A 25177-nucleotide genomic window follows, 5' to 3' on the forward strand; every position below is an offset into this window, starting at 1 on the left:
TTATAAGGGGATTGGAAGATCGGTCAAGGGTTAATTTCATTTATTTGAAATATTCCACATGCAGAGCATTAGGCCCTCTCAAACCTCAAACCGCTCTCCCCTGCCGCCGTGCAGCCCTGGGGAGCCAGCGCGAAACCGTGGGCACCCGCAATACCATCAACACCACACCAATAAATGCATAGATTGCCCACTCCCTCAGGTCTGATCGCACGATCCACAGGAAATGCAGCAACCCCAAACCGAGCACCCCATATACCAGCCTGTGCAGCTTCTTCCACCTTGCCCCCAATCGGCGCTGGCTATACCGGTTCGAGGTAACCGCAAGCACCAGCAAAACGAGAAAGCCGAGCGCACCGACGATAATGTATGGCCGCTTGCGCAGCTCTACCGCCAACTGCGCCCAATCCAACCCAAGGATGAAAAACAGGTAGGCCAGGACATGCAGCAAGATATAGGCAAACACCCACAACCCCAGTTGCCGCCGAACCACGATCCACCCCGACCAGCCTGTCAGCTTCTGTAACGGCGTCATGCTCAAGGTGACCAGCAGGAAGATAAGCGCCCCCAACCCCAGCCGATCCATCAGGATTTTCCCAGGATCCGGCCCCAGCAGGTTCATCACCGCCGCGTACAGCCACCAAGCAGGAAACAGGCACCCCACAATGAAGATGCCCAAGCGAAACAATGGGTAGCGCATCAATAGTTCTTCCGCAGGTCCAGCCCGGTATACAGCGACGCCACGTCATCGGCATAGCCATTGAACATCTGGGTATCTCGCACATTGGGACTGAACAGCCCGCTGGGCAAGCGCCGCTCGCGGGCTTGGGTCCAGCGTGGATGGTCGACGGTTGGGTTGACGTTGGCGTAGAAGCCATACTCATCCGGTGCCAGCCCCTGCCAGGTAGTCCCTGGCTGCTCAGCCACAAGGCTGATGCGCACGATCGACTTTATGCTCTTGAAGCCGTACTTCCATGGCACCACCAGACGCAAGGGCGCGCCATTCTGGTTGGGCAGCTCACGTCCATACATCCCGACCGCTAGAATCGCCAAGGGATGCATGGCTTCATCCAGGCGCAATCCCTCTCTGTACGGCCAGTCGATCAATGCAAAGCCTGAACGTTGCCCAGGCATATGTTGCGGATCCTTCAGTGTCTCGAAGCGCACGTAGCGCGCTTTCGAATTCGGCTCGACCTGTTTGAGCACCTGCGCCAAAGGGAAGCCCAACCACGGTATGACCATCGACCACGCCTCAACGCAGCGCAGCCGGTAGATACGCTCTTCAAGCTGGTACGGTTTGACGAAGTCTTCCAAGGCATAGCGCCCCGGCTTGCCCACCTCGCCATCCACAACGACCGACCAAGGCTCGGTTTTCAGGCTGTCGCCATTGGCGGCCGGGTCACCCTTGTCAGGCCCGAACTCATAGAAATTGTTGTAATGCGTAGCATCTTTGAAGGGGGTGATCGCCTCGCCATCGGCCATAACGGCCTGCCAATGAGCAGCGCCGAGCTTTTCGGTGAACCAGGCAGGCGCATTACCGGGCGCAGCATCGGCATAGCGCGAAGCCTCAGCGGCGCGCGCCGGCCCAGGCAATGCGCCCAGGGCAAGGCCGGCTAAGGAGCCACCGAGCAATCTACGACGGGAAAGGTAAATGCCTTCGGGGGTGATCTCGGCTGCCTTGCAGTCTGAAGACCTTGGAAGCTTGATGAGCATGGTCGGCTCCACAGCACTGGATGACGGATGTACCAGTAAGACTATGGAGCCGGAGGGTTATTCCAGCATTAAATAATTATCACGCCTTGCGCCGACGACCGCGCAGCAGAAACTGGATAGGGCCCGACGCCGCGTAAGCAAGGAAGATCAGCAGCAGGATGCGCGGCGGGTCGCTGAATACCACGGCAAACACCAGCACCACCGCAAGAATCGCCACGAAAGGCACGCGCCCCTTGAGGTCCAGCTCCTTGAAGCTGTTGTACTTGATGTTGCTGACCATCAACATACCGGCAGCAGCAACCAGCAAGGCCACCAGGAACGATAGCTTGGAGCCCTGGATGCCGAAGTCACTGAACGCCCACACGGTACCGGCAACGACGCCTGCGGCAGCTGGGCTGGCAAGGCCGATGAAGTAGCGCTTGTCGGCAGTGCCGACCTGGGTATTGAAACGCGCCAGACGCAGCGCGGCACCGGCCACATAGATGAAGGCAACCATCCAGCCGATCTTGCCCATGTCAGCCAGCGCCCAACCAAAGGCCAGCAAGGCCGGGGCCACGCCGAAGGCAACCATGTCCGACAGCGAGTCATATTCGGCGCCGAAGGCGCTCTGGGTATTGGTCATCCGTGCCACGCGGCCGTCGAGGCCGTCGAGCACCATGGCCACGAAGATAGCGATGGCGGCGATGGCGAAGTATTTGCTCGCCTCGCGGGGGTCGCCAGCGCTTTGCGCACTCATCGAGCTGATGATGGAATAAAAACCGGCAAACAGGTTGGCGGTGGTGAACAGATTGGGCAGCAGATAGATGCCGCGATGGCGCACCTTGCGCCCTTCGGCGTCATGCCCTTCTTCAACGTGCTCATCGACAGGTAGCAGGCTTTCGGCGTCGGAGGGCTTGTTCGGCTCTTCGGGACGTTCGCTCATGGAGGGTACCTTGCAACAGGATGGAAAATGTTCGACACGGGCCCGCGAAACAGGTTCTGACAGCGAGCCACTGGTCTGCTTTATACCAGAAGCTGACTGCCAGAACGAAAAAACGCGGCCGAAGCCGCGTTTTTCATCTTTCGATAAGACTTAGTTCTTGGTCTTGTCGACGATTTTGTTGGCCGAGATCCACGGCATCATCGAACGCAGTTGCTCGCCGATGATTTCGATGCCGTGAGCGGCGTTGTTGCGGCGCTTGGCGGTCATCGATGGGTAGTTGGTAGCGCCTTCGGAGATGAACATCTTCGCGTACTCGCCGTCCTGGATGCGCTTGAGAGCATTGCGCATGGCCTTGCGGGATTCTTCGTTGATGACTTCTGGACCGGTGACGTATTCACCGTACTCGGCGTTGTTGGAGATCGAGTAGTTCATGTTGGCGATGCCGCCTTCGTACATGAGGTCAACGATCAGCTTCAGCTCGTGCAGGCACTCGAAGTAGGCCATCTCTGGCGCGTAGCCAGCTTCGACCAGGGTTTCGAAACCGGCTTTGACCAGTTCGACGGTACCGCCGCACAGTACAGCCTGCTCACCGAACAGGTCGGTTTCAGTCTCGTCCTTGAAGGTGGTTTCGATGATGCCGGTACGGCCGCCGCCCACACCCGAAGCGTACGACAGAGCCACGTTCTTGGCGTTGCCCGAGGCGTCTTGGTAGATGGCGATCAGATCAGGAATACCGCCGCCTTTGACGAACTCGGAGCGAACGGTGTGGCCCGGAGCCTTCGGCGCGATCATGATCACGTCGAGGTCAGCACGCGGCACAACCTGGTTGTAGTGGATGGCGAAGCCGTGGGAGAAGGCCAGGGTAGCGCCCTTCTTGATGTTCGGCTCGATTTCCTGCTTGTACAGCTGGCCCTGGAACTCGTCCGGGGTCAGGATCATGACCAGGTCTGCAGCAGCGACGGCGGAGGCAACGTCGGTCACTTTCAGGCCGTGGGCTTCTGCCTTGGCAACGGTGGCCGAGCCTTTACGCAGACCGATAGTGACATCAACACCGGAGTCTTTCAGGTTGCAAGCCTGAGCGTGGCCTTGCGAGCCGTAACCGATGATGGCGACTTTCTTACCCTGGATGATGGAAAGGTCGCAGTCTTTATCGTAGAAAACTTTCATGAAAATACCCCTGGTTATATCTCGGCCCCCTGCGGAGCCATCGCTAATTTATGAATTCAGATGCTGAGCACTTTGTCGCCACGGGCAATGCCGGTAACGCCGCTGCGCACGGTTTCGAGAATCGATGCGGTGCCGATGGCCTGGATGAAGCTGTCCAGCTTGTCGCTGGTGCCGCTCAGTTGCACGGTGTACACACTGGCAGTCACATCGACGATCTGGCCACGGAAGATATCCGTGGTGCGCTTGATCTCGGCGCGCTGGGCACCGGTGGCCTTGACCTTGACCAGCATCAGTTCACGCTCGATGTGAGCGCTCTCCGACAGGTCGACAAGTTTCACCACTTCGACCAGCTTGTTCAGGTTCTTGGTGATTTGCTCGATCACCTCGTCATGGCCAACGGTGGTCAGCGTCAGACGCGACAAAGTCGGGTCTTCGGTCGGCGCCACGGTCAGGCTTTCAATGTTGTAGTTGCGCTGGGAGAACAGGCCGACCACACGGGACAGAGCACCGGGTTCGTTTTCCAGCAGCAGAGAGATGATATGCCGCATATCAGGTACGCTCCGTCTTGCTCAGCCACATGTCACGCATCGAGCCATCCTTGATCTGCATCGGATAGACGTGCTCGCTGCGGTCCACCGCGATGTCGATGAACACCAGGCGGTCCTTCATCGCAAACGCTTCTTCCAGCTTCGGCTTGAGGTCCTTGAGGCTGGTGATGCGTATGCCGACGTGGCCATAGGCCTCGGCCAGCTTGATGAAGTCAGGCAGCGACTCGACGTACGAGTGCGAGTGACGACCGTTGTAGGCCATGTCCTGCCACTGGCGGACCATGCCCAGTACACCGTTGTTCATGTTGACGATCTTCACCGGCAGGCCGTACTGCATGCAGGTGGACAGCTCCTGGATGTTCATCTGGATACTGCCCTCGCCGGTCACGCAGGCCACGTCCTGGTCCGGGAAGTTGAGCTTGATGCCCATTGCCGCCGGGAAGCCGAAGCCCATGGTGCCCAGGCCACCGGAGTTGATCCAGCGGTTCGGTTTGTTGAAGCGGTAATACTGCGCCGCGAACATCTGATGCTGGCCAACGTCGGAGGTGATGAAAGCATCACCATTGGTCACTTCGCACAGCGTCTCGATGACTTTCTGCGGCTTGATGACGTTACCGTCGCCCTTGTCGTAAGGGAACAGTTCGCCATTGCCACGCCATTCGTCGATCTGCTTCCACCAGGCATCCAATGCCGCCTTCTCAGGCTGGCCACCGATTTCCTTGAGGATGCCGAGCATTTCGCTGAGCACGCTGTCGACCGGGCCTACGATCGGCACGTCGGCCTTGATCATCTTGGAAATCGACGCTGGGTCGATATCGACATGGATGATCTTGGCGTTCGGGCAGAACTTGGCCGGACCATTGACCACGCGGTCATCGAAGCGCGCACCGACGGCGAAGATCACATCAGCGTTGTGCATGGCCATGTTGGCAGTGAAGCTGCCGTGCATGCCCAGCATGCCGAGGAACTGGCGATCAGTACCCGGGAAGCCACCCAGCCCCATCAGGGTGTTGGTTACGGGCAGGTTCAGCGACTTGGCGATTTCGGTCAGCGCTTCGGAGCCACCACCCAAAATCACACCACCACCGGCATAGACGATCGGGCGCTTGGCAGCCAAGAGCATTTCGGCAGCCTTGCGGATCTGACCAGAGTGGCCACGTACAGCCGGGCTGTAGGAACGCAGCTTGACCTTCTTCGGATAGACGTACTCGAACTTCTCGGCCGGGTTGGTCATATCTTTTGGAATGTCGACCACGACCGGGCCCGGGCGGCCGGATTGCGCCAGGTAGAACGCTTTCTTGAGTACCTCAGGGATCTCGGTGGGGTTCTTGATCATGAAGCTGTGCTTCACGATCGGCCGCGAGATACCGATCATGTCGGTTTCCTGGAAGGCATCGGTCCCCACCATGGTGCTGGGCACCTGGCCGGACAGGATGACCATCGGGATCGAATCCATATAGGCAGTGGCAATGCCGGTGATGGCATTGGTCGCGCCCGGGCCGGAGGTCACCAGCACCACACCGGCCTTGCCGGTGGCGCGGGCGTAGCCGTCCGCCATATGGGTTGCCGCCTGCTCGTGACGAACCAGGATGTGTTCCACTTCCGGTTCTTTGAACAGTGCGTCGTAAACATGAAGGAGAGCACCACCAGGGTACCCGTAGATGTGCTTAACGCCTTCGTCACGCAAGAAGCGGACGACCATTTCAGCGCCGGATAAAAGCTCCACGTTGATCACCTCTAAAACGCCAGAATACCGCCCCTCTGTGGACGGGTCTTAATAGGTTTACTGCCAAGCAGAGCATGAGCGAACGTCAGCACTGACTGAGCAAGTATTGGGAGCCCCCCAGAGTGTTGCGGGGGTTTCCCACCCAGCGCGAGGTAACGCGTTGCGGGGTGTAGCAGGCGGCGCGGGTATGCGCCTCATGATCTGCTTAGCGGGTCTGCTTCTGGCAGTCCCTCTAAAGCGGAATCTGGATTCTTGTGATTTGGCGCCTACAAGTCAAGAAAAATTATTGCCAATTTTCCCCCAAGTTGAATTACAGCCACCACGAAAAACCGACTCAGCAGCAGAAAAAATAAGATTTTAATAAAAAAGGGCCACAATCTGCGGCCCTTGAAGGAAAAACTGAAGAAATCAGGCTCAAGCAGCGATCAATCGATCGAATGCTGCCAACAGTCGGCGCAGCTCGCGACTTTCTTCCGGACGATCGGTGAACACGGTTTCAGCCATTACCAGAATGCTGGAAGCATTTGGCAACGGCTGCCCAAGCTCGATGATGATCTTCATGCGCGGCAGGAAGATCCATTGCAACCACTGCTCGAAACTGAGCGTATCCACCGCGAAGGGTATGGTGCTGGCCAGCGCTTCATCGCTTGGCGGCTCGTCATCCCACCAGCCCTGCACCTGCAGCTCACGCTCGATGAGCAACAGATGGTCGGCGATATCGAGAATGCGTTGCTCGACCATCATGAATTGGTCCGCGCTTTCTGTCGTGCCAGCGCGGCGCCGGCACTATCACCCTGTTTTTCGCGCGCTTGGGCAATGATGTTCCAAAGCTCGGCTTGCAGATCCGGGCGACCGTTGGCGTAGGTCAGGGCCCGGCGAGCCAGTTGCTCGGCTTGAGGCGCATCGCCTTGGGACAGGCGCACCTGAGCCAGACGATAAAGCACCTGCGGCTCACGTGGGGCAATGCGCTGGGCACGCTCGAGGCTGGACGCTGCACCGTTGTAGTCACCACTGCCCTGCTGCGACTGGGCGGTTGTCAACAACGCCAGCACCGGGCCATCCAGTTGCTCGTCGGCCGATAGGCCACCAGATGGCGCGCTGCTGCGGGGGATGCCGGTCGGGGCACTGGATGCAGCAGCAGCGCTGTTCATCGAGGCGATATCGAACGGTTCGTCGGCGATCGGGTTAGGGTTGGTAGTCTGCGGCCCCGACGTCACGGGGCCTGGAGTGATCGGGCCTGTGCTGATCGGCGCCCCACCGCTGGCTGCCGGGAAGGTCTGGATACCTGCGGCGCCTGCACCTTGCGGGATCATCACGGTCACCCCGGAGTCCTCCGGCAGCGACTGCGCCTGCGCGGTGCCATTGCTCATGCCGGCAGGCGAGCGATTGGCCTGCACACGCTCACTATTGGACACCCGGGTGCTCGAGTCCACAACCGGGATGTTGCCACGCTGCACGGTCGAACAGCCCTGCAGCACCACCAGCGCCGTCACGGCAGGAAACAGCCACTTATTCAAATTCACACCTCATCAATGCTGCTCAGGGCTCAGTTCATCCAGCCCTTGACCCAGTCCATGACCGATTCTGCCGGATTCTGCTCACCACCGCAGGTTGCTCCGGCAGGCGGTTCGCTGCCGCGAATATACGGCATCTGCACGGCGCCCGGACAGCTGCTGTCTGAACCTTTGCCGCTATAAGGATCGATCCACGCCTGCACGATGTTGTCAGGTTGAGGCATGTCCAGTGGCAGCGGGTCGGCCTTTTTCATGAAGCTGGTCCAGACCTGCAAGGCGCCAGTTGCACCGGTAAATGGGGTTTTGCCGTTATCGTCGCGCCCCATCCACACCACTGCCAGCAGATCCTGGCTGAAACCAGAGAACCAGCTGTCGCGCGAATCGTTACTGGTACCGGTCTTGCCGGCCAGGGTCAGAGAGCTTGGCAATACGTTGTAGACCGAGCGGCCAGTACCCTCACGCATTACCCGCTGCATGGCATTCTGCACCAGGTAGATGGAGCCTGGGTCGAAGGTCTGCTGGATCTGGAACGGGTAGCGCTTTAGCGGCTCGCCTTCGGCAGTGAGCACGCTGCGGATACCACGCATCGGGGTATTGAAGCCACCGTTGGCGATGGTCTGGTACATGGTCGCAACTTGCATCGGCGACATGCCGCCAGCCCCCAGCAACATGGCAGGGAATGCCGGCCAGTCGACCTTGACGCCGAGGCGGCCGATGGTCTTGATGACATTGGGCACGCCCACTTCAAGGCCAAGCTTGGCGGTCGACAGGTTGAGGGAGTTGGCCAGGCCCTGGTACAGGTAGATCGTACCGTGCGAGCGCCGGTCGTAGTTCTGCGGGCGCCACACCTGGCCGTCGGCGCCTTTGACCGAGAACGGCTCGTCCTGCACCCAAGTGGTCAGGGTGTATTTGCTTGGCTGTTCCAAGGCGGTCAGGTAGACGGCCGGTTTGACCAGCGAGCCAATGGGCCGCACAGCATCGATGGCTCGGTTGAAGCCGGCATAGCCGGATTGGCGGCTGCCGATCAAGGCTTGCACCTCACCGGTCTCCGGGTTGGTCACAACCATCGCCGACTCGACTTCGTCAGCGCCTTTGCGCCCACCAATGCGCTTGAAGGTTTCGGCCATGGAAGCTTCGGCTTTCATCTGCAGGATCGGATCGAAACTGGTGAAAATCCGCAAGCCTTCTTCAGTCAAGTCTTCGTCGCGATAATCCTGGCGCAGCTGGCGCTTGACCAGGTCGAGGAAAGCAGGGAACGAGCTGTCGGCAAGGCTGCCGCGCTTGGTCACGCCCAAAGGCATCTTCTTCGCCGCATCGACTTCTGCCTGGCTGGCTACGCCTTGCTCGGCCACGAGGTCCAGAACCAGGTTACGCCGGGCAAGGGCACGCTCAGGATAACGGCGCGGGTTGTAGTACGACGGGCCCTTGACCATGCCCACCAGCAAGGCGATCTGATGCAGCTTCAGCTCCGAGAGCGGCTGGCTGAAGAAGAACTGGCTGGCTAGGCCGAAACCATGCACCGCACGCTGGCCATCCTGGCCGACGAACACTTCGTTGAGGTACGCCTCGAGGATTTCACGCTTGTCGTAATGCAGCTCCAGCAGCACGGCCATCATTGCTTCGGTGAGCTTACGGGTCAGGCTACGCTCGCTGGTCAGGTAGAAGTTCTTTACCAACTGCTGGGTCAGGGTACTGCCGCCCTGGCGCATGGAGCCGGACGAGGTGTTCACCCACATGGCCCGGGCAATGGATTTGGGCGATACGCCGAAGTGGCTGTAGAAGTCCCGGTCTTCGGTGGCAACCAGGGTTTCGAGCAAATATGGCGGCACCTGGTCGATCTTGATCAGGATGCGGTCTTCGAGGTTCTTGGGATAGATACCCCCGATCATCAGAGGCTCCAGGCGGACCACATCGAGCTTCTTGCCATTGGCGCCGGTCAGGTCTGCCACATAGTCGCCGGAGAAGCGCACACGCACGAACTGCGCAGGCTCCATACCCTCGTAGAACTGGAAGCCACGGGTATTGAGGTCGACGCTATTGCCGTTGACCGCTGCTGCGCCCGGGCCGTTGGCGGCGCTCTCACGGCGATAGCCAAGGGCATCGAGCTCGGTGAGGAAGTCGTTCTTGCTCAGTTTCTGCCCGGTGAACAGCTCCAACGGCCGGGCATAAACCTTGGCCGGGATAGTCCAGCGCTTGCCGGAAAACTTCTCCTGCACAACGGCATCGAGGTAAACCGCGAAGCCGGCAAGGATCACCAGGCCTACCAGGCTGAGCTTCAAGGCCCAGCCCAGCCAGGCGCGTGAGCGGCCGGTCGGGCGTTTCTGAGGGGTGCGAGTATTTCGAGTTCGAGTCATGGCGGCGGATTATACGCACTTTATGAAGGGTAGGCAGACGCCCTCTGGCGGTATGCAGGGACGGCACCATTGACCATAATGGCGCTTTCGAATTCCCTGTCCCCGGAAGGATTTCCCGTGAGCCAAGCCTTGATCAACGCGTTGCAGAACCCTGCCCTGTACCCTCACCCCGTGGACGGGTTCCAGCTCATCGAGACGCACATCTCCTGGGTCCTGCTCACTGGCGAGTACGCCTACAAGATCAAGAAGCCGATGAATTTCGGCTTCCTCGACTTCACCAGCCTGGGCCAGCGCCAGCATTTTTGTAATGAAGAATTGCGCCTCAACCAGCGCATGACCGAAGGCCTGTACCTCGAGGTGCTGCCGATCACCGGTAGTGTCGAAGCGCCGCGGATCGGTGGTGAAGGCCAGGCGTTCGAATATGTGCTGAAGATGCGCCAATTCCCCCAGGGCCAGATGCTCAACACCCTGCAGGCCAATGGCGAACTGGGTACCAGCCATATCGACCAGATGGCTCGCCAGATCGCCGAGTTTCACCTGCAGACGCCCAGGGTACCGGCCGATCAGCCGTATGGCTCGCCAGAAAGCGTCATGGCCCCGGTCGAGCAGAACTTCGAGCAGATCCGTCCATTTCTGAGCGACAAGGCCGACCTGCAGCAACTGGACAACCTGCAAGCCTGGGCGCGCAGCAGCTTCGAACGCCTCGAAGGGCTGTTCGCCTCACGCAAAGCCAACGGCTTCATCCGCGAATGCCATGGCGACATCCATCTGGGCAACGCAACCGTGATCGATGGCAAGGTCGTGATTTTCGACTGCATCGAGTTCAATGAGCCCTTCCGCAAGACCGACGTGTGGGCCGATACCGGTTTTCTGGCCATGGACCTGGAAGACCGCGGCCTCAAGTGCCTGGCACGGCGCTTCATCAGCCAGTACCTCGAGCTGACCGGCGACTACGAGGGCCTGCAACTGCTCAATTTCTACAAGGCCTACCGCGCCTTGGTACGCGCCAAGATTGCCCTGTTCAGCATGCCCGCCAATGCCGATGGCGTGCAGCGCGCCACCAGCCTGCGCACCTACCGCAACTACGCCAACCTGGCAGAAAGCTACAGCGCCATTCCTTCTCGCCTGCTAGCCATCACCCACGGCGTGTCGGCCGTGGGCAAGAGCCACGTGGCCATGCGCCTGGTCGAAGCGCTGGGAGCAGTGCGTGTACGCTCGGACGTGGAGCGCAAGCGACTGTTCGGCGAACAGCAGCAGGATGCCGATCAGCTTCACACTGGCATCTACGGCCAGGACGCCAGTGCAGCGACCTATCAGCGCCTGCACGAATTGGCGGCAATGATCCTGCGTGCAGGCTTCCCGGTCGTGCTCGATGCCACCTACCTAAAGGCTGAACAGCGCCAGGCGGCAGCAGGCGTGGCCAGCGAGACGGGCGTGCCGTTCCTGATCCTCGATTGCCAGGCCCCGGAAGCGGTGATCGCCAGCTGGCTGCAACAGCGCCAGGCGCAAAACAGCGACCCGTCCGATGCAACGCTGGAGGTGGTCAAGGCTCAGCAGCAGAACCGTGAACCACTCAATGCCCAGGAGCAGCAACACAGCACCCGCATCGACACTCAGGAATCCAGTGGCATGGACCAGGTGATCGAACAGATTCGTCAGCGTCTGCCAGGGCTGTAAACGCACCCCGCGCCTGTTCCGGCTATTCGGAGCAGGCGCCAACCCTCGCTACTGCGCTTGTCATTCCCATATTCCCGATGGCCAAACGCCGCGTATTTCCCAACCCCCGCTACACTCCTCTCTGACCTGCTCGCGATTTATCCCCCCCGACCCGTTCAGCCATCGCAAGGAGGCTCGATGAACGATGAATTGCAGCATTTGAAAAATCTTGGCAAGACCTCTGCGCAGTGGTTGCATGCCGCCGGTATCCACAGTGCATCGGACTTGCGTCGGCTGGGCGCGGTCGGTGCCTACCAAGCGGTGAAAACCCGAGGGTTCAGGGCGTCCAAGGTGTTGCTGTACGCAATCGAAGGGGCCTTACTGGACATTCACTGGAACGATTTGCCAGCCGAACGCAAGCGAGCCCTCAATCAGCAGCTAGACGCAAAAAGTCAGCTGCCAAAAAAATCGGGATTAAATGCAGAAAAAGGATTGACGCCGTAATGAGAATCGTTATGATTATCACAACTGGTCGCGAGACTGGTTGGATAACCTAAGAGGCCTTGGTTCGGACTCTCAGATTATCTCCTCATCAGGCTAATCACGGTTATTGACCCGGCACTTTGCCGGGTCTTTTTTTGCCTGCGATTCAGGGCCCGCTGGCGTATCTATTTGAACCGGGCGCAGTAATCCTGCTCTGGCATCGCCGCGGTGTACCAGACGTAATCGGCCATTGCCGGCTCGACCTGCTCCCCGACCTCGGCCAGCAGCAGCACCTTGCTTTCACCTTTTGCGCCCAGATCGGCGAGGTGCAACGGTACCCCTAGGTCCTTGCGCGCATGGTAGGCACCGGCGAGCAACAATGCAGGCTGCGGCGCCGCCAGCAGCCGTTCGGCAATACGCCGATCGCGCTGTTGCTGCACCGCCAGCATCGCCGGGAGCTGGCTATCGGGCAACAGGCCGCAGTGCCCCTGCTTGACGTGTTCGCGCAGGGCCGCCCTGACCGATGGAGCGGTGGATAGAGTGCCCGTCAAGCGCACCGGGTTGCGATAGGCCTCGCGCAGTTGCGCAGGTGAAAGGTTGGCCGCCAACAGCGGCACCTGGTGTTGCAACGCTTCTCGGACGATGGGGCCGTAAAGCTGCCAGTCCCAGCCTTTATCCCAAGCCAGTGCTGTGGGCAGGTCCTGGGGGAGTTGCGCAAGCCCGGCGAGTGCATCGGCCTTGCTCTGCTGCTCAGGTTGCAGCATTTCCAGCAGCAGGCTGCCCTGGGCCCGATGCAGCTGCAGCGCGCGCAACAACCATAATTGCAATGCATGATGATCGGGGCTGTCGTGCTTCTCCCCGACCAGTACGCGGGCCGCATCGGCCAAGCCTTGTATGAGCTGCTCAGGGCTGATCACCTGCCCGCTGGCCACGTCGTGTATCTGCCCCAGCTCAGGGCTATCAAGGCCCTCGCTGCCCTGCCAGGCGGGTAACGGCGGCAAACTGGCCTGGCAGCCCGCTAGCACCAAGCTCAGAAAAAATACTGAAGCGCACAGCAGTGGATAGCCCACGGGGATTGCCTCCTAGCGGGTAATGATCAATGGGTGCCCCCGTTCAGGATGGGGCTGCACCAGCACGTCGATACCAAACACGGCTTTGAGCAGCGACGGCGTCAGAACCGCCTGCGGCGCCGCCAGGGCGTGGCTACGACCCTCTTGCAGCAGCATGATGCGATCACAGTATCGCGCCGCCAGGTTCAAGTCATGCAGGATCACCAGCACAGCGGCGCCGGAATCGGCGAACCGGCGCACGGCCTCCAGGGTGGTGTGCTGATGCAGCGGGTCGAGCATCGATGTGGGCTCATCGAGTAGCAACGTAGCGCCCGCCTTCCCCGGCCAAAGCTGGGCCAGCACTCTTGCCAGATGAACCCGTTGCCGTTCGCCGCCCGACAGCGCCAGGTAACTGCGCCCCACCAAATGCCCGGCATCCGCTGCCTGCAGCGCATGCTCGATGATCTCGGCATCTCGCAGTTGCCCGCTGTCATGCGGCATGCGGCCCATGGCCACAACTTCCTCGACCTTGAAAGAAAAACCCAGGCTCGAGGCCTGCGGTAGTACTGCCAGGCACCTGGCACGCGCCTGCCCTGGCCAGTCAGCCAAAGGGCGACCTTGCAGGGTTACTTGGCCACGCTGCGGCACCAACTCGCCACACAAGACCCCGAGCAAGCTGCTCTTGCCAGCCCCATTGGGGCCAAGAACGCCCGTCACCTGTCCGGGGCTCAGTTGTAAATCTATGTCATGGAGCACGTCATTGCTGCCGCGGCGCAGATGCAGCCCTTGAACTTGCAGCATCAACTGCGCCCTCTTATCAACAGCATCAAAAAGAACGGCGCACCGATAAAGGCCGTGACGATACCGATTGGCAACTCGGCAGGCGCCAGCAACAGCCGCGCGGCAAGGTCGGCGAACAGCATGAGTATGCCGCCAGCCAGCAATGACGCGGGTAGCACGACCCGATGGTCGGGCCCAGCCAGCAGGCGCACCAGGTGGGGAACCACCAGGCCGATAAAACCGATCAATCCGGCGGCAGCCACGCCAGCGCCCACCCCCAATGCGGTACAGAACACCAGTTCGCGCTTGAGGCGCTCCACGTCGACCCCTAGGTGGCGCGCCTCCGACTCGCCCAACAACAAGGCATTCAACGCTTTGGCCCGGCGCGGTAGCCAGATGGCCACGCCCACAGCGATCAGCAACAGTGGCCAAAGCCGCGCGTAGCTGGCGCCATTGAGGCTGCCCAGGTTCCAGAATGTCAGGGTTCGCAGGGTGGCATCATCGGCCAGATAAGACAGCAGGCCCACGGCCGCGCCGCCCAGCGCTGTCATGGCCACACCGGCCAGCAGCATGGTGGCGACATGGGTCTGGCCATCACGTCGGCCTAGCCGATAAACCAGGGCAGTCACGCCTAACCCACCGATGAAAGCGCACAACGACAAAAGATAAGGCGCAATGACCTCTGGCAAACCACCCAGCCAGCTGCCACCGACGATGGCCAGCGCTGCGCCCATAGCCGCCCCAGAGGCAACACCGACCAGGCCCGGGTCGGCCAGAGGGTTTCGAAACAGCCCCTGCATGGCCACCCCAGATAACGCCAGTACCGCGCCCACTGCCAAGCCCAGTAAGGTACGCGGAAGGCGAATCTGCCCAACAATCATCTCGGCCTGTTGCACCCCGTCGCCTGCGATGGGCACGCCCAGCAGGCGCAGACCGGCGCGGGCGGTGTCGCCCAATGGCAGGCTCACCGGCCCTAGTGCCAGTGACAACCACACCGCCAGCAGGCACAGCAATGTCAGGCAAGTGAAAAGTGTTCGCGGTGCAATCCGTTGTTTCATTTAGCGTTGCTTGCCGGATAGAACGCCGCGGCCAGTGCCTGCAAGGCCCCTGGCAAACGCGGGCCCAGGCCACCCACCAACAAAGTCGGGTCGAACGACACCAGGCGCTGTTCATGCACGGCGCGCGAAGCCGCCAACCCGGGATTCTCCTTCAGCAAGGCCTGCAACGCCTGCTCGCCGGCCAGCGCACGGTCGGAAAACACCACGACATCCGGGTCGAGCGCCGCCAATGCCTCGCTGGAAAAATTCTTGTAGCCCTGGTGCTCTGCGAGGTTACGCGCACCTGCCTGGCGCAGCACCCAATCCCCTGCCGTGCCCTGCCCGGCAACCAGCGGCTTGGCGCCGGCATGGCCGATCAGCAGCAGCACGCCCGGTGCCTTGCGTTGCTGCTTGGCCTGCGCCACGTGCAGCTCCAGCGCCTGCATTTGCTGGCGATAGCTGGCCGACAGCTGCGCGGCCTTCTGCTCGGAGCCCAACAGCGCGCCCAAGTGCGTGAGGTTCTGATCCACCGCAGCCAACTCAGCCTGGCTTGTGAACAGCTCCACCCGCACACCGGCATTACGCAACTGCGTGAGTACCGGCGGCGGCCCCATCTCGTCGGTGCCCACCAGCACATCGGGGCGCAAGCTGAGAATGCCTTCAGCTGACAACTGCCGCTGATAACCTATGCTGGGCAGCGCCTTGAGCGACTCGGGGTGCTGGCTGGTGGTATCCACCCCCACAAGGCGTGACTCACCGCCCAGCTCGCAGATCCACTCACTCAGCGCACCGCCGGCACTCACCCAGCGTTGCGGCACATCGGTGGCCCCAGCCTGGAGAGCAGTGAATAAAGCTGCACACAGGGCGAGCAAAGCAGCGGGACGGCGCATCGTTGGTTTCCTTCTGAAGGCGGGCCGCAGGCCTTGTAGCGGGCGGCAGAACTGCGCACCATAGACAGCTGGCGCAGCCAATGAGTGGAATTTGATAATTATTCGCATTGACGCGTCAAGCCATCACTTTGTTTCACGAGCCTTTGTGCAATGCACTTTCTTTGTCCTTCCGCAGCCCTGCCCGAGGCCCACAGCCGCGCTTTCAGCGTAGACGGCATCGACCTGTTGGGCGTGCGCCGTCACGGCCAGGTTTACCTGTACCGTAACCGCTGCCCGCATCGCGGCATCCCGCTGAACTGGGCACCCGATGCTTTCGTGGATGAGAGCGCCAGCCTGATCCGCTGCGCCCATCATGGCGCGCTGTTTCTTGTGGAAAATGGCGAATGCGTGGCAGGCCCCTGTGAAGGCGAGGTGCTGCAAGCCCTAGGCTGCCATGAAGACAGCCAGGGCATCTGGCTCAAGAATTGAGCAGCACCGGCAGAGCGCGGTCGATGACAATTTGTTCGCGGTCCAGACGAACAGCGTAGGCCAACACGTGCACACCGTCCGCTACTGCAGCGCGCAGGGCCTGGGCATAGGCAAAGTCGATTTCCTCGGCAGGACGCACGGCCTCGATACCGGTAAGGTTCACGCAATACAGCTGCACGGCCCGAACGCCTTGACGGGCCAGGGCCGCCAATTCGCGCAGATGCTTGGCACCACGCTGGGTCACGGCATCCGGAAATGCCGCTACGGCCGTGTCCGGGTAACCCAGGGTTACGCTTTTGACCTCGACATAAGCAGGCCCGGCAGGGAACTCAAGGCGAAAATCCACCCGGCTGCGTTCTTCACCATAAGCGACCTCACGTTTGAGCCCTGTGAAACCGGCAAGCTCCTCAATCACGCCTGCTCGCAGAGCCTCCTCGACCAACGCATTGGCCCGCCCGGTATTGATACAGGCCAGGCGCCCCTGCGGCGTTTCGCTTATCTCCCAGGTGCCTGGCAGCTTGCGCTTGGGGTCATTGGAGCGGCTGAACCATACCTGCCCACCCTCGCGCATGCAGTTGAGCATGGAGCCGGTGTTCGGGCAGTGAATGGTGAGCTGCTCACCATTGGCCAACTCGATGTCCGCCAGAAAGCGTTTGTAGCGGCGCAGCAGGCGCCCTTGTTCCAGTTTTGGAAACAGCACCGTTAGCCCTGCCAGCTGCGCAGGCCACGGGCGATGCGCTCCACCGCCTGCTCCAGGCGCGGCAGGCTCTGGGTGTAGGCAAAGCGTACATGGTGCCCGGCCAAGTGGCGGCCAAAGTCCAGGCCCGGCGTGAAGGCCAGGTGTTCGGTTTCCAAAAAGTGCTGACAGAACGCGAACGCGTCACCGCCGAAGGCGCTGATATCGGCATACAGGTAGAACGCCCCCTGCGGCTCCACAGCGATGCGAAAGCCCAATTCACGTAACGCAGGCAACAGATAGTCGCGTCGACGAGCGAATTCAGCCCGGCGTTCCTCGAAAATCGCCAACGTTTGTGGCTGGAAACACGCCAGCGCAGCATGCTGAGCCATGCTCGGGGCACTGATGTAGAGGTTTTGTGCCAGCTTTTCCAGGTCGGCGACAGCACCGGGCGGCGCTACCAGCCAGCCAAGCCGCCACCCGGTCATGCCGAAATACTTGGAAAAACTATTGAGAACGAACGCCGAGTCGTCCACTTCCAGTACGCTCGGCGCATCCATGCCGTAGGTCAGGCCGTGGTAGATCTCGTCCACTACCAAATGGCCATGACGCTCATGGGTTGCCTTGGCCAGGCTAGCCAGTTCATCTCGCCCAAGCACCGTGCCAGTCGGGTTGGCCGGCGAGGCGACCAAGGCACCGACGCTGTCCTTGTCCCAGTAGCGTCCGACCAGGTCGGCTGTGAGCTGGTAATTGACCTCCGGCCCCACTGGCACCAACTGCGCCCCGCCTTCGACCAGGCGCAGAAAATGGCGGTTGCACGGGTATCCAGGGTCGGCCAACAGCCAGTGCTTGCCCGGGTCTACCAGCAGGCTGCTGGCCAGCAGCAACGCGCCCGAGCCACCCGGCGTGACCAGAATTCGCTCGGGGTCGATACCCAGGCCGTAACGCTGGCCATAAAAATCGGCGATCGCCTCACGCAGCGCCGGCAACCCACGGGCGGCAGTGTAGCGAGTGTGCCCGGCAGCCAACGCGGCCTGGCCGGCGGCGACGATCGGTGCAGCGGTGGTGAAGTCCGGCTCGCCGATTTCCAAGTGGATCACATCATGCCCGGCCGCTTGCAGCTCGTTGGCACGCGCCAGCAAAGCCATGACGTGGAAGGGTTCGATGGCGCGGCTGCGCGCACTGTAAGGGTGGGCCATGACCTTCTCTCAAATGGGGCTAAACTGTTGATTCTACCTGTGCACGGCAGCGAACGTGCGGCGCGTGCCGCTGTCAACACCTAGGATCGGGCCGGGGTAGCGCACCCCCGATCTATCTGGTAAGTTCGGCGGCTCGCAGTCGCAGGGCCGGCGGGTGCCGGAGATGGAGCAGCCTGCGCATTGGATCAGATGAGTGAGAGGCGGTCTATTCATGTCCACCGTAGAAAAGCAAAAAACCGGTCAGACCATGTACGGTGTCGAGCCCTATAAAGAGACCAAGGGCGAGGAGTACATGGGTGAGTCCATGAAGAATCACTTCACCAAGCTTCTCAACGCTTGGAAAGGCGAGCTCATGCAGAGTGTCGACCGCACTGTAGACCACATGAAGGACGAAGCTGCGAACTTCCCGGACCCGGCCGACCGGGCCAGCCAGGAAGAAGAGTTTGCCCTGGAGCTGCGCAACCGCGATCGTGAGCGCAAGCTCATCAAGAAGATCGACAAGACGTTGCAGAAGATTCAGGACGAAGAGTACGGCTGGTGTGACTCCTGCGGTATCGAGATCGGCCTGCGCCGCCTTGAAGCCCGCCCTACTGCCGACCTGTGCTTCGACTGCAAGGAAATTTCCGAGAAAAAGGAAAAGACTGTCGGCAAAGGCTGATCGTCAATCCACCCAAACGGGGCGCTTATTGCGCCCCGTTTCATTTATATGCCCGGCAATACCATGAAAGACTCCCGATACATCGGCCGCTTCGCCCCTACCCCAAGCGGGTTTCTGCACTTCGGCTCGCTGGTCGCCGCCCTCGCCTCCTGGCTGGATGCACGTGCGGTGGATGGCCGCTGGCTGTTGCGCATGGAAGACACCGACCCGCCGCGCGAAATGCCCGGCGCCCGCGATGCCATCCTGCAGACCCTGGAGCGCTACGGCCTGCACTGGGACGGCGAGGTGGTTTACCAGAGCCAACGCCACGAGGCTTATGCGGCAGTGGTAGAGCGCCTGTTCAACATGGGCCTGGCTTACGCCTGTACCTGTTCACGCAAGCAGCTCGAAGGCTACGACGGCCTCTACCCGGGCTTTTGCCGCAACGCAGGGCACGCCCGCGAAGGGGCGGCGATCCGGCTGCGGGTGCCTGAACTGCTCTACCGCTTCACTGACCGCGTGCAGGGTGAATTCCAGCAGCATTTGGGGCGGGAGGTGGGCGATTTCGTGATCCAGCGGCGCGATGGGCTGTATGCCTATCAACTGGCAGTGGTGTTGGACGATGCCTGGCAAGGCGTCACCGATATCGTGCGCGGCGCCGACCTGCTCGACAATACCCCACGGCAGCTTTACCTGCAGGAGCTGTTGGGCTTTTCCCAACCGCGCTACCTGCACATTCCCCTGATCGTTCAACCCGACGGGCACAAGCTAGGCAAGTCGTACCGTTCACCGCCCTTGCAGGCCGAGCATGCGACGCCATTGCTGTTACGCGCACTGCGGGCCCTGGGCCAGGACACCACCCCTGACATGCTGCTGGCAACGCCCGCCGAAGTGCTGGCGGTAGCGCGTCAGCAGTGGAGGCCAGAGGCAATTGCCCGAAAGGCCACGGTGCCAGAGGCTGACTTGCATTGAGACGGATGCGCCCCCCTCGCGGGTGAACCCTCTGTTGCAGGGCTTGCACAGTTGGGAGGGTGCGAGGTAACCCTCAGCGCGGGTTCACCGCTGAAGGGGGCGCCCAGGTCACACATTCTCGAAATCAAAAGTCGAACGAATTCAAACCCTTGGCCAATGCCATGGATTCCCGCTAGCATCCCCCCAGCCATTTGCGCCAATAATAACGCCAACCCCGCAGCGCCCAACCATCGAGGCCAGCATGTACATCTATCGTTTGGTCCTGCTTCTGGTCGTGGGGATCTATCTGTTCTCCCCGGCCATCATGGACTGGTGGATCGAACCGACCGGTGCCTGGTACCGCCCCTACCTGCTCTGGCTGATCCTGATCGTCGTCACCTTCATTCTGCAGAGCCAACGAGATGCCGATGAGCTTTAGCCTGACCCAGATGATCCTGATCAGCGCCGCGTACCTGATGGTGCTGTTCGGCGTGGCCTGGATCAGCGAGCGTGGGCTGATCCCGCGTTCGATCATACGCCACCCGCTGACCTACACGCTTTCGCTGGGGGTCTACGCCAGTGCCTGGGCCTTCTATGGCTCGGTAGGCTTGGCCTATCAGTATGGCTACGGCTTCCTCGCCTGCTACCTGGGGGTCTCGGGCGCCTTCCTGCTGGCGCCGGTGCTGCTGTATCCGATCCTCAAGATCACCCGCACCTACCAATTGTCGTCGCTGGCTGACCTGTTGGCATTTCGCTTTCGCAGCACTTGGGCTGGCGCGCTTACCACGATCATCATGCTGATAGGCGTGCTACCCCTGCTGGCCCTGCAGATCCAGGCGGTGGCCGATTCGATCAGCATCCTCACCGGGGAACCCGTCAAGGCACGGGTTGCCTTTGCCTTCTGCGTACTGATTGTTCTGTTCACCATCTTCTTCGGCTCGCGCCACATCGCCACCCGCGAGAAACACGAAGGCCTGGTGTTCGCCATCGCCTTCGAATCGGTGATCAAGCTGCTGGCCCTGGGCGGCGTCGGCCTGTATGCGCTTTATGGAGTGTTCGGAGGCCCCCATCAGTTGGAAGTGTGGCTGCTGCAGAACCAGACGGCCCTGGCGGCGCTGCACACCCCATTGCAGGAAGGCCCCTGGCGCACCTTGCTGCTGGTGTTCTTTGCCTCGGCCATCGTCATGCCGCACATGTACCACATGGCCTTCACCGAAAACCTCAATCCACGTTCGCTGGTCAGCGCCAGCTGGGGCCTGCCGTTGTTCCTGCTGCTGATGAGCCTGGCAGTGCCACTGGTGCTGTGGGCAGGCCTGCGCCTGGGCGCCAGCACCAACCCCGAGTATTTCACCCTGGGCCTGGGCATCGCCGCCAACAACCAAGCGTTGGCTTTGCTCGCCTACGTAGGCGGGCTGGCATCGGCCAGCGGGCTGATCATCGTCACCACCCTCGCCCTCTCGGGCATGGCCCTGAACCACCTGGTGCTGCCGCTGTACCAACCACCGGCCGAAGGCAACATCTATCGCTGGCTGAAATGGACGCGCCGCGCGCTGATCGTGGCGATCATCACCGCAGGGTTCGTTTTCTACCTGACTCAGAGCAACCACCAGAGCCTGGCCAACCTGGGTATCGTGGCATTCGTCGCTACTTTGCAGTTCCTGCCTGGCGTGCTGTCGGTACTGTACTGGCCGACCGCCAACCGCCGCGGCTTCATCGCAGGCCTGCTGGCCGGGACCTTCGTGTGGATGGCGACCATGCTGCTGCCGCTGCTGGGCAACCTGCAAGGGTTCTACATTCCGTCACTGGACATGATCTATGTGCTCGACGACACCAGCTGGCACATGGCGGCCATCGCCTCGCTGGCGGCCAACGTCTTGTTGTTCACGCTGATTTCGCTTTTCACCAACGCCAGCAGCGAGGAAGTCAGTGCCGCCGAAGCCTGCGCCGTGGACAATGTACGCCGCCCACAGCGCCGCGAACTGCATGCTGCCTCACCCCAGGAGTTCGCCACACAGTTGGCCAAGCCGCTGGGCGCCAAGGCTGCACAGAAGGAAGTCGAGCAGGCCCTGCGTGACCTTTACCTGCCATTCGACGAGCGTCGCCCCTATGCCTTGCGCCGCCTGCGCGACCGTATCGAAGCCAACCTCTCGGGCCTGATGGGGCCGAGCGTTGCCCAGGACATGGTCGAGACCTTCCTGCCTTACAAATCTGGTAACGAAAACTACGTCACCGAAGACATCCACTTCATCGAAAGCCGCCTGGAAGACTACCACTCGCGCCTCACCGGCCTGGCGGCCGAACTCGATGCCCTGCGCCGCTACCACCGTCAGACCTTGCAGGAACTGCCCATGGGCGTCTGCTCGCTGGCCAAGGATCAGGAGATCCTGATGTGGAACAAGGCCATGGAAGAGCTGACCGGCATCGCCGCCAAGCATGTGGTCGGCTCACGCCTGATGACCATCGGCGAGCCGTGGCGCGGCCTGCTGCAAGGCTTCATCAACGTTCCCGACGAGCACCTGCACAAGCAGCGCCTGGCACTCGATGGCCAGCCGCGCTGGTTGAACCTGCACAAGGCGGCCATCGACGAGCCGCTGGCACCGGGCAACAGCGGCCTGGTGCTGCTGGTCGAAGACCTTACCGAGACTCAAGCCCTGGAAGACAAGCTGGTGCATTCCGAGCGCCTGGCCAGCATCGGCCGGCTGGCTGCTGGGGTGGCCCACGAAATCGGCAACCCGATCACCGGCATCGCCTGCCTGGCGCAGAACCTGCGTGAAGAACGCGAAGGCGATGGCGAGATCATCGAGCTGTCCAGCCAGATCCTCGAGCAGACCAAACGTGTCTCGCGCATCGTCCAGTCGCTGATGAGCTTCGCTCACGCAGGTGGTAGCCATCAGAACAGCGAAGAACCCGTATGCCTGGCCGAAGTGGCGCAAGACGCCATTGGTCTGCTGGCATTGAACCGGCGCAATTTCGAAGTACAGTTCTTCAACCTCTGTGACCCAGACCACTGGGCCGAAGGCGACCCGCAACGCCTGGCGCAGGTGCTGATCAACTTGCTTTCCAACGCGCGCGACGCCTCGCCACCGGGCAGCGCCGTGCGGGTACGCAGCGCCGTCTGCGAACATACCGTCGACCTGATCGTCGAGGACGAAGGCAGCGGGATACCCAAGAGCATCATGGACCGCCTGTTCGAACCGTTCTTCACCACCAAGGACCCAGGCGAGGGAACCGGACTTGGGCTCGCTCTGGTCTATTCCATCGTGGAAGAGCATTATGGGCAAATCACCATCGACAGCCCGGCCGACATCGAACGGCAACGTGGCACCCGGATACGCGTGACCCTGCCCCGGCATGTCGTAGCGACGTCCCCTGAAATTCGAGACCGTCGAGAGAATTGAATCAATGCCGCATATTCTGATCGTCGAAGACGAAACCATCATCCGCTCGGCCCTGCGTCGGCTGCTCGAACGCAACCAGTACCAGGTCAGCGAAGCCGGCTCGGTGCAGGAAGCCCAGGAACGCTTCAGCATCGCCACCTTCGACCTGATCGTCAGCGACCTGCGCCTGCCTGGCGCCCCTGGCACCGAGCTGATCAAACTCGGTCAGGGCACGCCGGTGCTGATCATGACCAGCTACGCCAGCCTGCGCTCGGCGGTAGACTCGATGAAGATGGGCGCGGTGGACTATATCGCCAAGCCTTTCGACCATGATGAAATGCTTCAGGCCGTCGCACGCATCCTGCGTGACCGGCAGAGCGCCCCAACGGCGGCGCAAGCACCGGCAGCCGAGCCGCGGGCCAACGGCAAGGCTGCAGCAGCGGACAAACCTGCCGCCGCCAATGGTGAAATCGGCATCATCGGGTCGTGCCCGCCGATGCAGGATCTGTACAGCAAGATCCGCAAGGTGGCGCCCACCGACTCCAATGTGCTGATCCAGGGTGAGTCGGGCACCGGTAAAGAGCTGGTGGCCCGTGCCCTGCACAACCTTTCGCGGCGCGCCAAGGCGCCGATGATTTCGGTGAACTGCGCGGCGATTCCAGAAACCTTGATCGAGTCGGAACTGTTCGGCCACGAAAAAGGCGCATTCACCGGTGCCAGTGCTGGCCGCGCAGGCTTGGTAGAGGCGGCCGACGGTGGCACCCTGTTCCTCGACGAAATCGGTGAGTTGCCGCTCGAAGCCCAGGCTCGCCTGCTGCGCGTGCTGCAGGAAGGCGAGATCCGCAGGGTCGGCTCGGTTCAGTCGCAGAAAGTCGACGTGCGCCTGATTGCCGCGACCCACCGTGACCTTAAAAACCTGGCCAAGGCCGGGCAGTTCCGTGAAGACCTTTATTACCGCCTTCACGTGATTGCGCTGAAGTTGCCGGCGCTGCGCGAGCGCGGCAGTGACGTCAACGAAATTGCCAACGCCTTCCTTGCACGCCAGAGTGCGCGCATCGGTCGGGACGACCTGCATTTTTCCGCCGAAGCCGAGCAGGCCATTCGTCACTACAGCTGGCCGGGTAACGTGCGCGAACTGGAAAACGCCGTGGAGCGCGCAGTTATCCTGAGCGAGAGCGCGGAAATTTCCGCAGACATGCTGGGCATCGATATTGAGCTGAGCGACCTGGAAGAAGACGACATTCTCGACAACGCCCTGGCCGCAGCCAGTGCCAGCAGCGCAAGCCATGAGCCCACCGAGGATTTGTCGCTGGAGGATTACTTCCAGCACTTCGTGCTCGAGCACCAGGACCACATGACCGAAACCGAGTTGGCACGCAAGCTGGGTGTCAGCCGCAAATGCCTGTGGGAACGGCGCCAGCGCCTGGGCATTCCGCGACGCAAAAGCAACGCAACCAGCGATAACTGAGCGGGGCTCAAGCCCCTGCGCCTGTGAGATCGCGCGCCGCCCGCGCGGCGCTCGATTTCACAGCCACTAGAAATGTCACGCAGGCCCTCTCGTAACCCCCCACCCCCGCATAAATCTGTTACCCAACCTTTCCGACGTAACAGTTCCCGAGGCGTACGGTAACGAAATTTCTACATTTCCTGCCGTTGGAAAAGCCCAGAATCCTTCCAAACCCTTGATTTCATTAGGTTTTCAAAAGTTGGCACGGCACCTGCTATATGTCTGGTACAAGAACAATAACAAGCATAGCAACTCAGAATAAGAACAAGACGAAACGGCTCACGCACAATAAAAACAAGACGGCGGAGGCGCAGCTAACTGATTCTTTTGGAGAGGATGCGTGTTTGGGGCTTGCCCCACGACCAGGCAGAGAACAACAAAAACTGCACTTAAAAGCAGCGCCTGAACTGGTTGGATCGAAAGGTCAACGTGACATCAGCGGCCAAAGCAATCCGTTTGCTCTTAACCCCTGGATTGGGGGTCGTCCACAAGCTTCGAGATTTGTGGGCAGGGCACTCAACAAAAA

At 61.0% G+C, this 25177-nt stretch carries 23 protein-coding genes; 8 read left to right on the top strand and 15 right to left on the bottom strand.

The window, feature by feature from the left end:
* Positions 1 to 85: 85 nt before the first annotated feature.
* The 9 genes from msrQ to mrcB all read right to left on the bottom strand — a co-directional run bounded on the left by msrQ (position 86) and on the right by mrcB (position 9941).
* On the bottom strand, positions 86 to 697 hold the full coding sequence (gene msrQ / locus ACK59H_RS17700; protein ID WP_409264734.1) for a protein-methionine-sulfoxide reductase heme-binding subunit MsrQ: 612 nt from the start codon (positions 695 to 697) through the stop codon (positions 86 to 88).
* Entirely contained in the window at positions 697 to 1710 is a 1014-nt protein-coding gene (gene msrP, locus ACK59H_RS17705) for a protein-methionine-sulfoxide reductase catalytic subunit MsrP (RefSeq protein ID WP_409264735.1), read from the bottom strand. The genes msrQ and msrP overlap by 1 nt, the downstream gene beginning before the upstream one ends.
* A gap of 79 nt (positions 1711 to 1789) precedes the next feature.
* Positions 1790 to 2632, bottom strand: a complete 843-nt coding sequence (gene pssA, locus ACK59H_RS17710; RefSeq protein WP_060478608.1) for a CDP-diacylglycerol--serine O-phosphatidyltransferase — start codon at positions 2630 to 2632, stop codon at positions 1790 to 1792.
* A gap of 150 nt (positions 2633 to 2782) precedes the next feature.
* The gene (gene ilvC / locus ACK59H_RS17715) at positions 2783 to 3799 is read right to left on the bottom strand and encodes a ketol-acid reductoisomerase (protein ID WP_054885606.1); all 1017 of its coding nucleotides are present in this window, start codon (positions 3797 to 3799) and stop codon (positions 2783 to 2785) included.
* Between the two features lie 56 nt (positions 3800 to 3855).
* Positions 3856 to 4347 carry an acetolactate synthase small subunit gene (gene ilvN, locus ACK59H_RS17720; RefSeq protein ID WP_003250040.1) on the bottom strand — a complete coding sequence of 164 codons (492 nt, stop codon included), beginning with the start codon at positions 4345 to 4347 and terminating at the stop codon, positions 3856 to 3858.
* A 1-nt stretch (position 4348) separates the two neighbouring features.
* Positions 4349 to 6073 (bottom strand): acetolactate synthase 3 large subunit, encoded by a 1725-nt coding sequence (locus ACK59H_RS17725; RefSeq protein ID WP_060478654.1) that lies wholly within the window; start codon positions 6071 to 6073, stop codon positions 4349 to 4351.
* A gap of 414 nt (positions 6074 to 6487) precedes the next feature.
* Positions 6488 to 6814: a YqcC family protein gene (locus tag ACK59H_RS17730; protein ID WP_060478655.1), complete on the bottom strand. Its 327-nt coding sequence runs from the start codon at positions 6812 to 6814 to the stop codon at positions 6488 to 6490.
* Positions 6814 to 7590: a tetratricopeptide repeat protein gene (locus ACK59H_RS17735; protein WP_060478609.1), complete on the bottom strand. Its 777-nt coding sequence runs from the start codon at positions 7588 to 7590 to the stop codon at positions 6814 to 6816. The genes ACK59H_RS17730 and ACK59H_RS17735 overlap by 1 nt, the downstream gene beginning before the upstream one ends.
* A 29-nt stretch (positions 7591 to 7619) precedes the next feature.
* Positions 7620 to 9941, bottom strand: a complete 2322-nt coding sequence (mrcB, locus tag ACK59H_RS17740; RefSeq protein ID WP_060478610.1) for a penicillin-binding protein 1B — start codon at positions 9939 to 9941, stop codon at positions 7620 to 7622.
* Positions 9942 to 10058: 117 nt separating this feature from the next.
* Here mrcB and ACK59H_RS17745 point away from each other — a divergent pair, with 117 nt between their 5' ends.
* Together ACK59H_RS17745 and ACK59H_RS17750 are read left to right on the top strand one after the other, a co-directional pair.
* Entirely contained in the window at positions 10059 to 11618 is a 1560-nt protein-coding gene (locus ACK59H_RS17745; protein ID WP_409264736.1) for an AAA family ATPase, read from the top strand.
* A 177-nt stretch (positions 11619 to 11795) separates the two neighbouring features.
* A complete protein-coding gene (locus ACK59H_RS17750) occupies positions 11796 to 12101 on the top strand; it encodes a TfoX/Sxy family protein (RefSeq protein WP_186478837.1) in 306 nt (101 codons plus the stop codon).
* A 164-nt stretch (positions 12102 to 12265) separates the two neighbouring features.
* Here ACK59H_RS17750 and ACK59H_RS17755 read toward each other — a convergent pair whose 3' ends face one another.
* From ACK59H_RS17755 to ACK59H_RS17770, 4 genes are read right to left on the bottom strand one after another with little or no spacing between them, the layout of a single operon-like run.
* On the bottom strand, positions 12266 to 13150 hold the full coding sequence (locus ACK59H_RS17755) for a ChaN family lipoprotein (protein WP_409264737.1): 885 nt from the start codon (positions 13148 to 13150) through the stop codon (positions 12266 to 12268).
* A gap of 12 nt (positions 13151 to 13162) precedes the next feature.
* Positions 13163 to 13930 carry a heme ABC transporter ATP-binding protein gene (locus ACK59H_RS17760; protein WP_060478614.1) on the bottom strand — a complete coding sequence of 256 codons (768 nt, stop codon included), beginning with the start codon at positions 13928 to 13930 and terminating at the stop codon, positions 13163 to 13165.
* Positions 13930 to 14913: a FecCD family ABC transporter permease gene (locus ACK59H_RS17765; protein WP_409264745.1), complete on the bottom strand. Its 984-nt coding sequence runs from the start codon at positions 14911 to 14913 to the stop codon at positions 13930 to 13932. Before ACK59H_RS17765 ends, ACK59H_RS17760 begins: the two co-directional genes overlap by 1 nt.
* 50 nt (positions 14914 to 14963) lie before the next feature.
* The gene (locus ACK59H_RS17770) at positions 14964 to 15836 is read right to left on the bottom strand and encodes a hemin ABC transporter substrate-binding protein (RefSeq protein WP_409264738.1); all 873 of its coding nucleotides are present in this window, start codon (positions 15834 to 15836) and stop codon (positions 14964 to 14966) included.
* A 150-nt stretch (positions 15837 to 15986) separates the two neighbouring features.
* Here ACK59H_RS17770 and ACK59H_RS17775 point away from each other — a divergent pair, with 150 nt between their 5' ends.
* Positions 15987 to 16304 (top strand): Rieske 2Fe-2S domain-containing protein, encoded by a 318-nt coding sequence (locus tag ACK59H_RS17775; protein ID WP_060478617.1) that lies wholly within the window; start codon positions 15987 to 15989, stop codon positions 16302 to 16304.
* On the opposite strand, the gene sfsA is transcribed toward ACK59H_RS17775, so the two are convergent.
* Together sfsA and ACK59H_RS17785 are read right to left on the bottom strand one after the other, a co-directional pair.
* Entirely contained in the window at positions 16294 to 17004 is a 711-nt protein-coding gene (gene sfsA / locus ACK59H_RS17780; RefSeq protein WP_186478840.1) for a DNA/RNA nuclease SfsA, read from the bottom strand. The two genes, ACK59H_RS17775 and sfsA, sit on opposite strands and share 11 nt — an antisense overlap.
* Before the next feature lie 2 nt (positions 17005 to 17006).
* Entirely contained in the window at positions 17007 to 18179 is a 1173-nt protein-coding gene (locus ACK59H_RS17785) for a pyridoxal phosphate-dependent aminotransferase (RefSeq protein WP_060478619.1), read from the bottom strand.
* Between the two features lie 211 nt (positions 18180 to 18390).
* On the opposite strand from ACK59H_RS17785, the gene dksA reads away from it, so the two are divergent.
* From dksA to ACK59H_RS17810, 5 genes are all read left to right on the top strand, one after another.
* Complete coding sequence (gene dksA, locus ACK59H_RS17790; RefSeq protein ID WP_261744756.1) at positions 18391 to 18837, top strand: RNA polymerase-binding protein DksA; 447 nt, start codon at positions 18391 to 18393, stop codon at positions 18835 to 18837.
* A gap of 63 nt (positions 18838 to 18900) precedes the next feature.
* On the top strand, positions 18901 to 19788 hold the full coding sequence (gene gluQRS / locus ACK59H_RS17795; RefSeq protein WP_409264739.1) for a tRNA glutamyl-Q(34) synthetase GluQRS: 888 nt from the start codon (positions 18901 to 18903) through the stop codon (positions 19786 to 19788).
* A gap of 241 nt (positions 19789 to 20029) precedes the next feature.
* The gene (locus ACK59H_RS17800) at positions 20030 to 20206 is read left to right on the top strand and encodes a hypothetical protein (RefSeq protein ID WP_003250005.1); all 177 of its coding nucleotides are present in this window, start codon (positions 20030 to 20032) and stop codon (positions 20204 to 20206) included.
* The gene (locus tag ACK59H_RS17805; protein WP_186478842.1) at positions 20190 to 23165 is read left to right on the top strand and encodes a sensor histidine kinase; all 2976 of its coding nucleotides are present in this window, start codon (positions 20190 to 20192) and stop codon (positions 23163 to 23165) included. Before ACK59H_RS17800 ends, ACK59H_RS17805 begins: the two co-directional genes overlap by 17 nt.
* 4 nt (positions 23166 to 23169) lie before the next feature.
* On the top strand, positions 23170 to 24612 hold the full coding sequence (locus ACK59H_RS17810; protein ID WP_060478623.1) for a sigma-54 dependent transcriptional regulator: 1443 nt from the start codon (positions 23170 to 23172) through the stop codon (positions 24610 to 24612).
* Positions 24613 to 25177: the final 565 nt, after the last annotated feature.

The sequence above is a fragment of the Pseudomonas sp. KCJK9000 genome (genome assembly GCF_046230725.1).
Taxonomy (GTDB): domain Bacteria; phylum Pseudomonadota; class Gammaproteobacteria; order Pseudomonadales; family Pseudomonadaceae; genus Aquipseudomonas; species Aquipseudomonas promysalinigenes.

What these genes read in the sequence shown, in the direction of transcription:
- ACK59H_RS17730 (WP_060478655.1), bottom strand. Translation starts at nt 6,814, where the DNA reads ATGGTCGAGCAACGCATTCTCGATATCGCCGACCATCTGTTGCTCATC.
- ACK59H_RS17770 (WP_409264738.1), bottom strand. Translation starts at nt 15,836, where the DNA reads ATGCGCCGTCCCGCTGCTTTGCTCGCCCTGTGTGCAGCTTTATTCACT.
- ACK59H_RS17805 (WP_186478842.1), top strand. Translation starts at nt 20,190, where the DNA reads ATGCCGATGAGCTTTAGCCTGACCCAGATGATCCTGATCAGCGCCGCG.
- msrQ (WP_409264734.1), bottom strand. Translation starts at nt 697, where the DNA reads ATGCGCTACCCATTGTTTCGCTTGGGCATCTTCATTGTGGGGTGCCTG.
- mrcB (WP_060478610.1), bottom strand. Translation starts at nt 9,941, where the DNA reads ATGACTCGAACTCGAAATACTCGCACCCCTCAGAAACGCCCGACCGGC.
- ACK59H_RS17785 (WP_060478619.1), bottom strand. Translation starts at nt 18,179, where the DNA reads ATGGCCCACCCTTACAGTGCGCGCAGCCGCGCCATCGAACCCTTCCAC.
- ACK59H_RS17760 (WP_060478614.1), bottom strand. Translation starts at nt 13,930, where the DNA reads ATGCTGCAAGTTCAAGGGCTGCATCTGCGCCGCGGCAGCAATGACGTG.
- ACK59H_RS17800 (WP_003250005.1), top strand. Translation starts at nt 20,030, where the DNA reads ATGTACATCTATCGTTTGGTCCTGCTTCTGGTCGTGGGGATCTATCTG.
- pssA (WP_060478608.1), bottom strand. Translation starts at nt 2,632, where the DNA reads ATGAGCGAACGTCCCGAAGAGCCGAACAAGCCCTCCGACGCCGAAAGC.
- ACK59H_RS17775 (WP_060478617.1), top strand. Translation starts at nt 15,987, where the DNA reads ATGCACTTTCTTTGTCCTTCCGCAGCCCTGCCCGAGGCCCACAGCCGC.
- dksA (WP_261744756.1), top strand. Translation starts at nt 18,391, where the DNA reads ATGTCCACCGTAGAAAAGCAAAAAACCGGTCAGACCATGTACGGTGTC.
- ilvC (WP_054885606.1), bottom strand. Translation starts at nt 3,799, where the DNA reads ATGAAAGTTTTCTACGATAAAGACTGCGACCTTTCCATCATCCAGGGT.
- ACK59H_RS17750 (WP_186478837.1), top strand. Translation starts at nt 11,796, where the DNA reads ATGAACGATGAATTGCAGCATTTGAAAAATCTTGGCAAGACCTCTGCG.
- ilvN (WP_003250040.1), bottom strand. Translation starts at nt 4,347, where the DNA reads ATGCGGCATATCATCTCTCTGCTGCTGGAAAACGAACCCGGTGCTCTG.
- msrP (WP_409264735.1), bottom strand. Translation starts at nt 1,710, where the DNA reads ATGCTCATCAAGCTTCCAAGGTCTTCAGACTGCAAGGCAGCCGAGATC.
- gluQRS (WP_409264739.1), top strand. Translation starts at nt 18,901, where the DNA reads ATGAAAGACTCCCGATACATCGGCCGCTTCGCCCCTACCCCAAGCGGG.
- ACK59H_RS17810 (WP_060478623.1), top strand. Translation starts at nt 23,170, where the DNA reads ATGCCGCATATTCTGATCGTCGAAGACGAAACCATCATCCGCTCGGCC.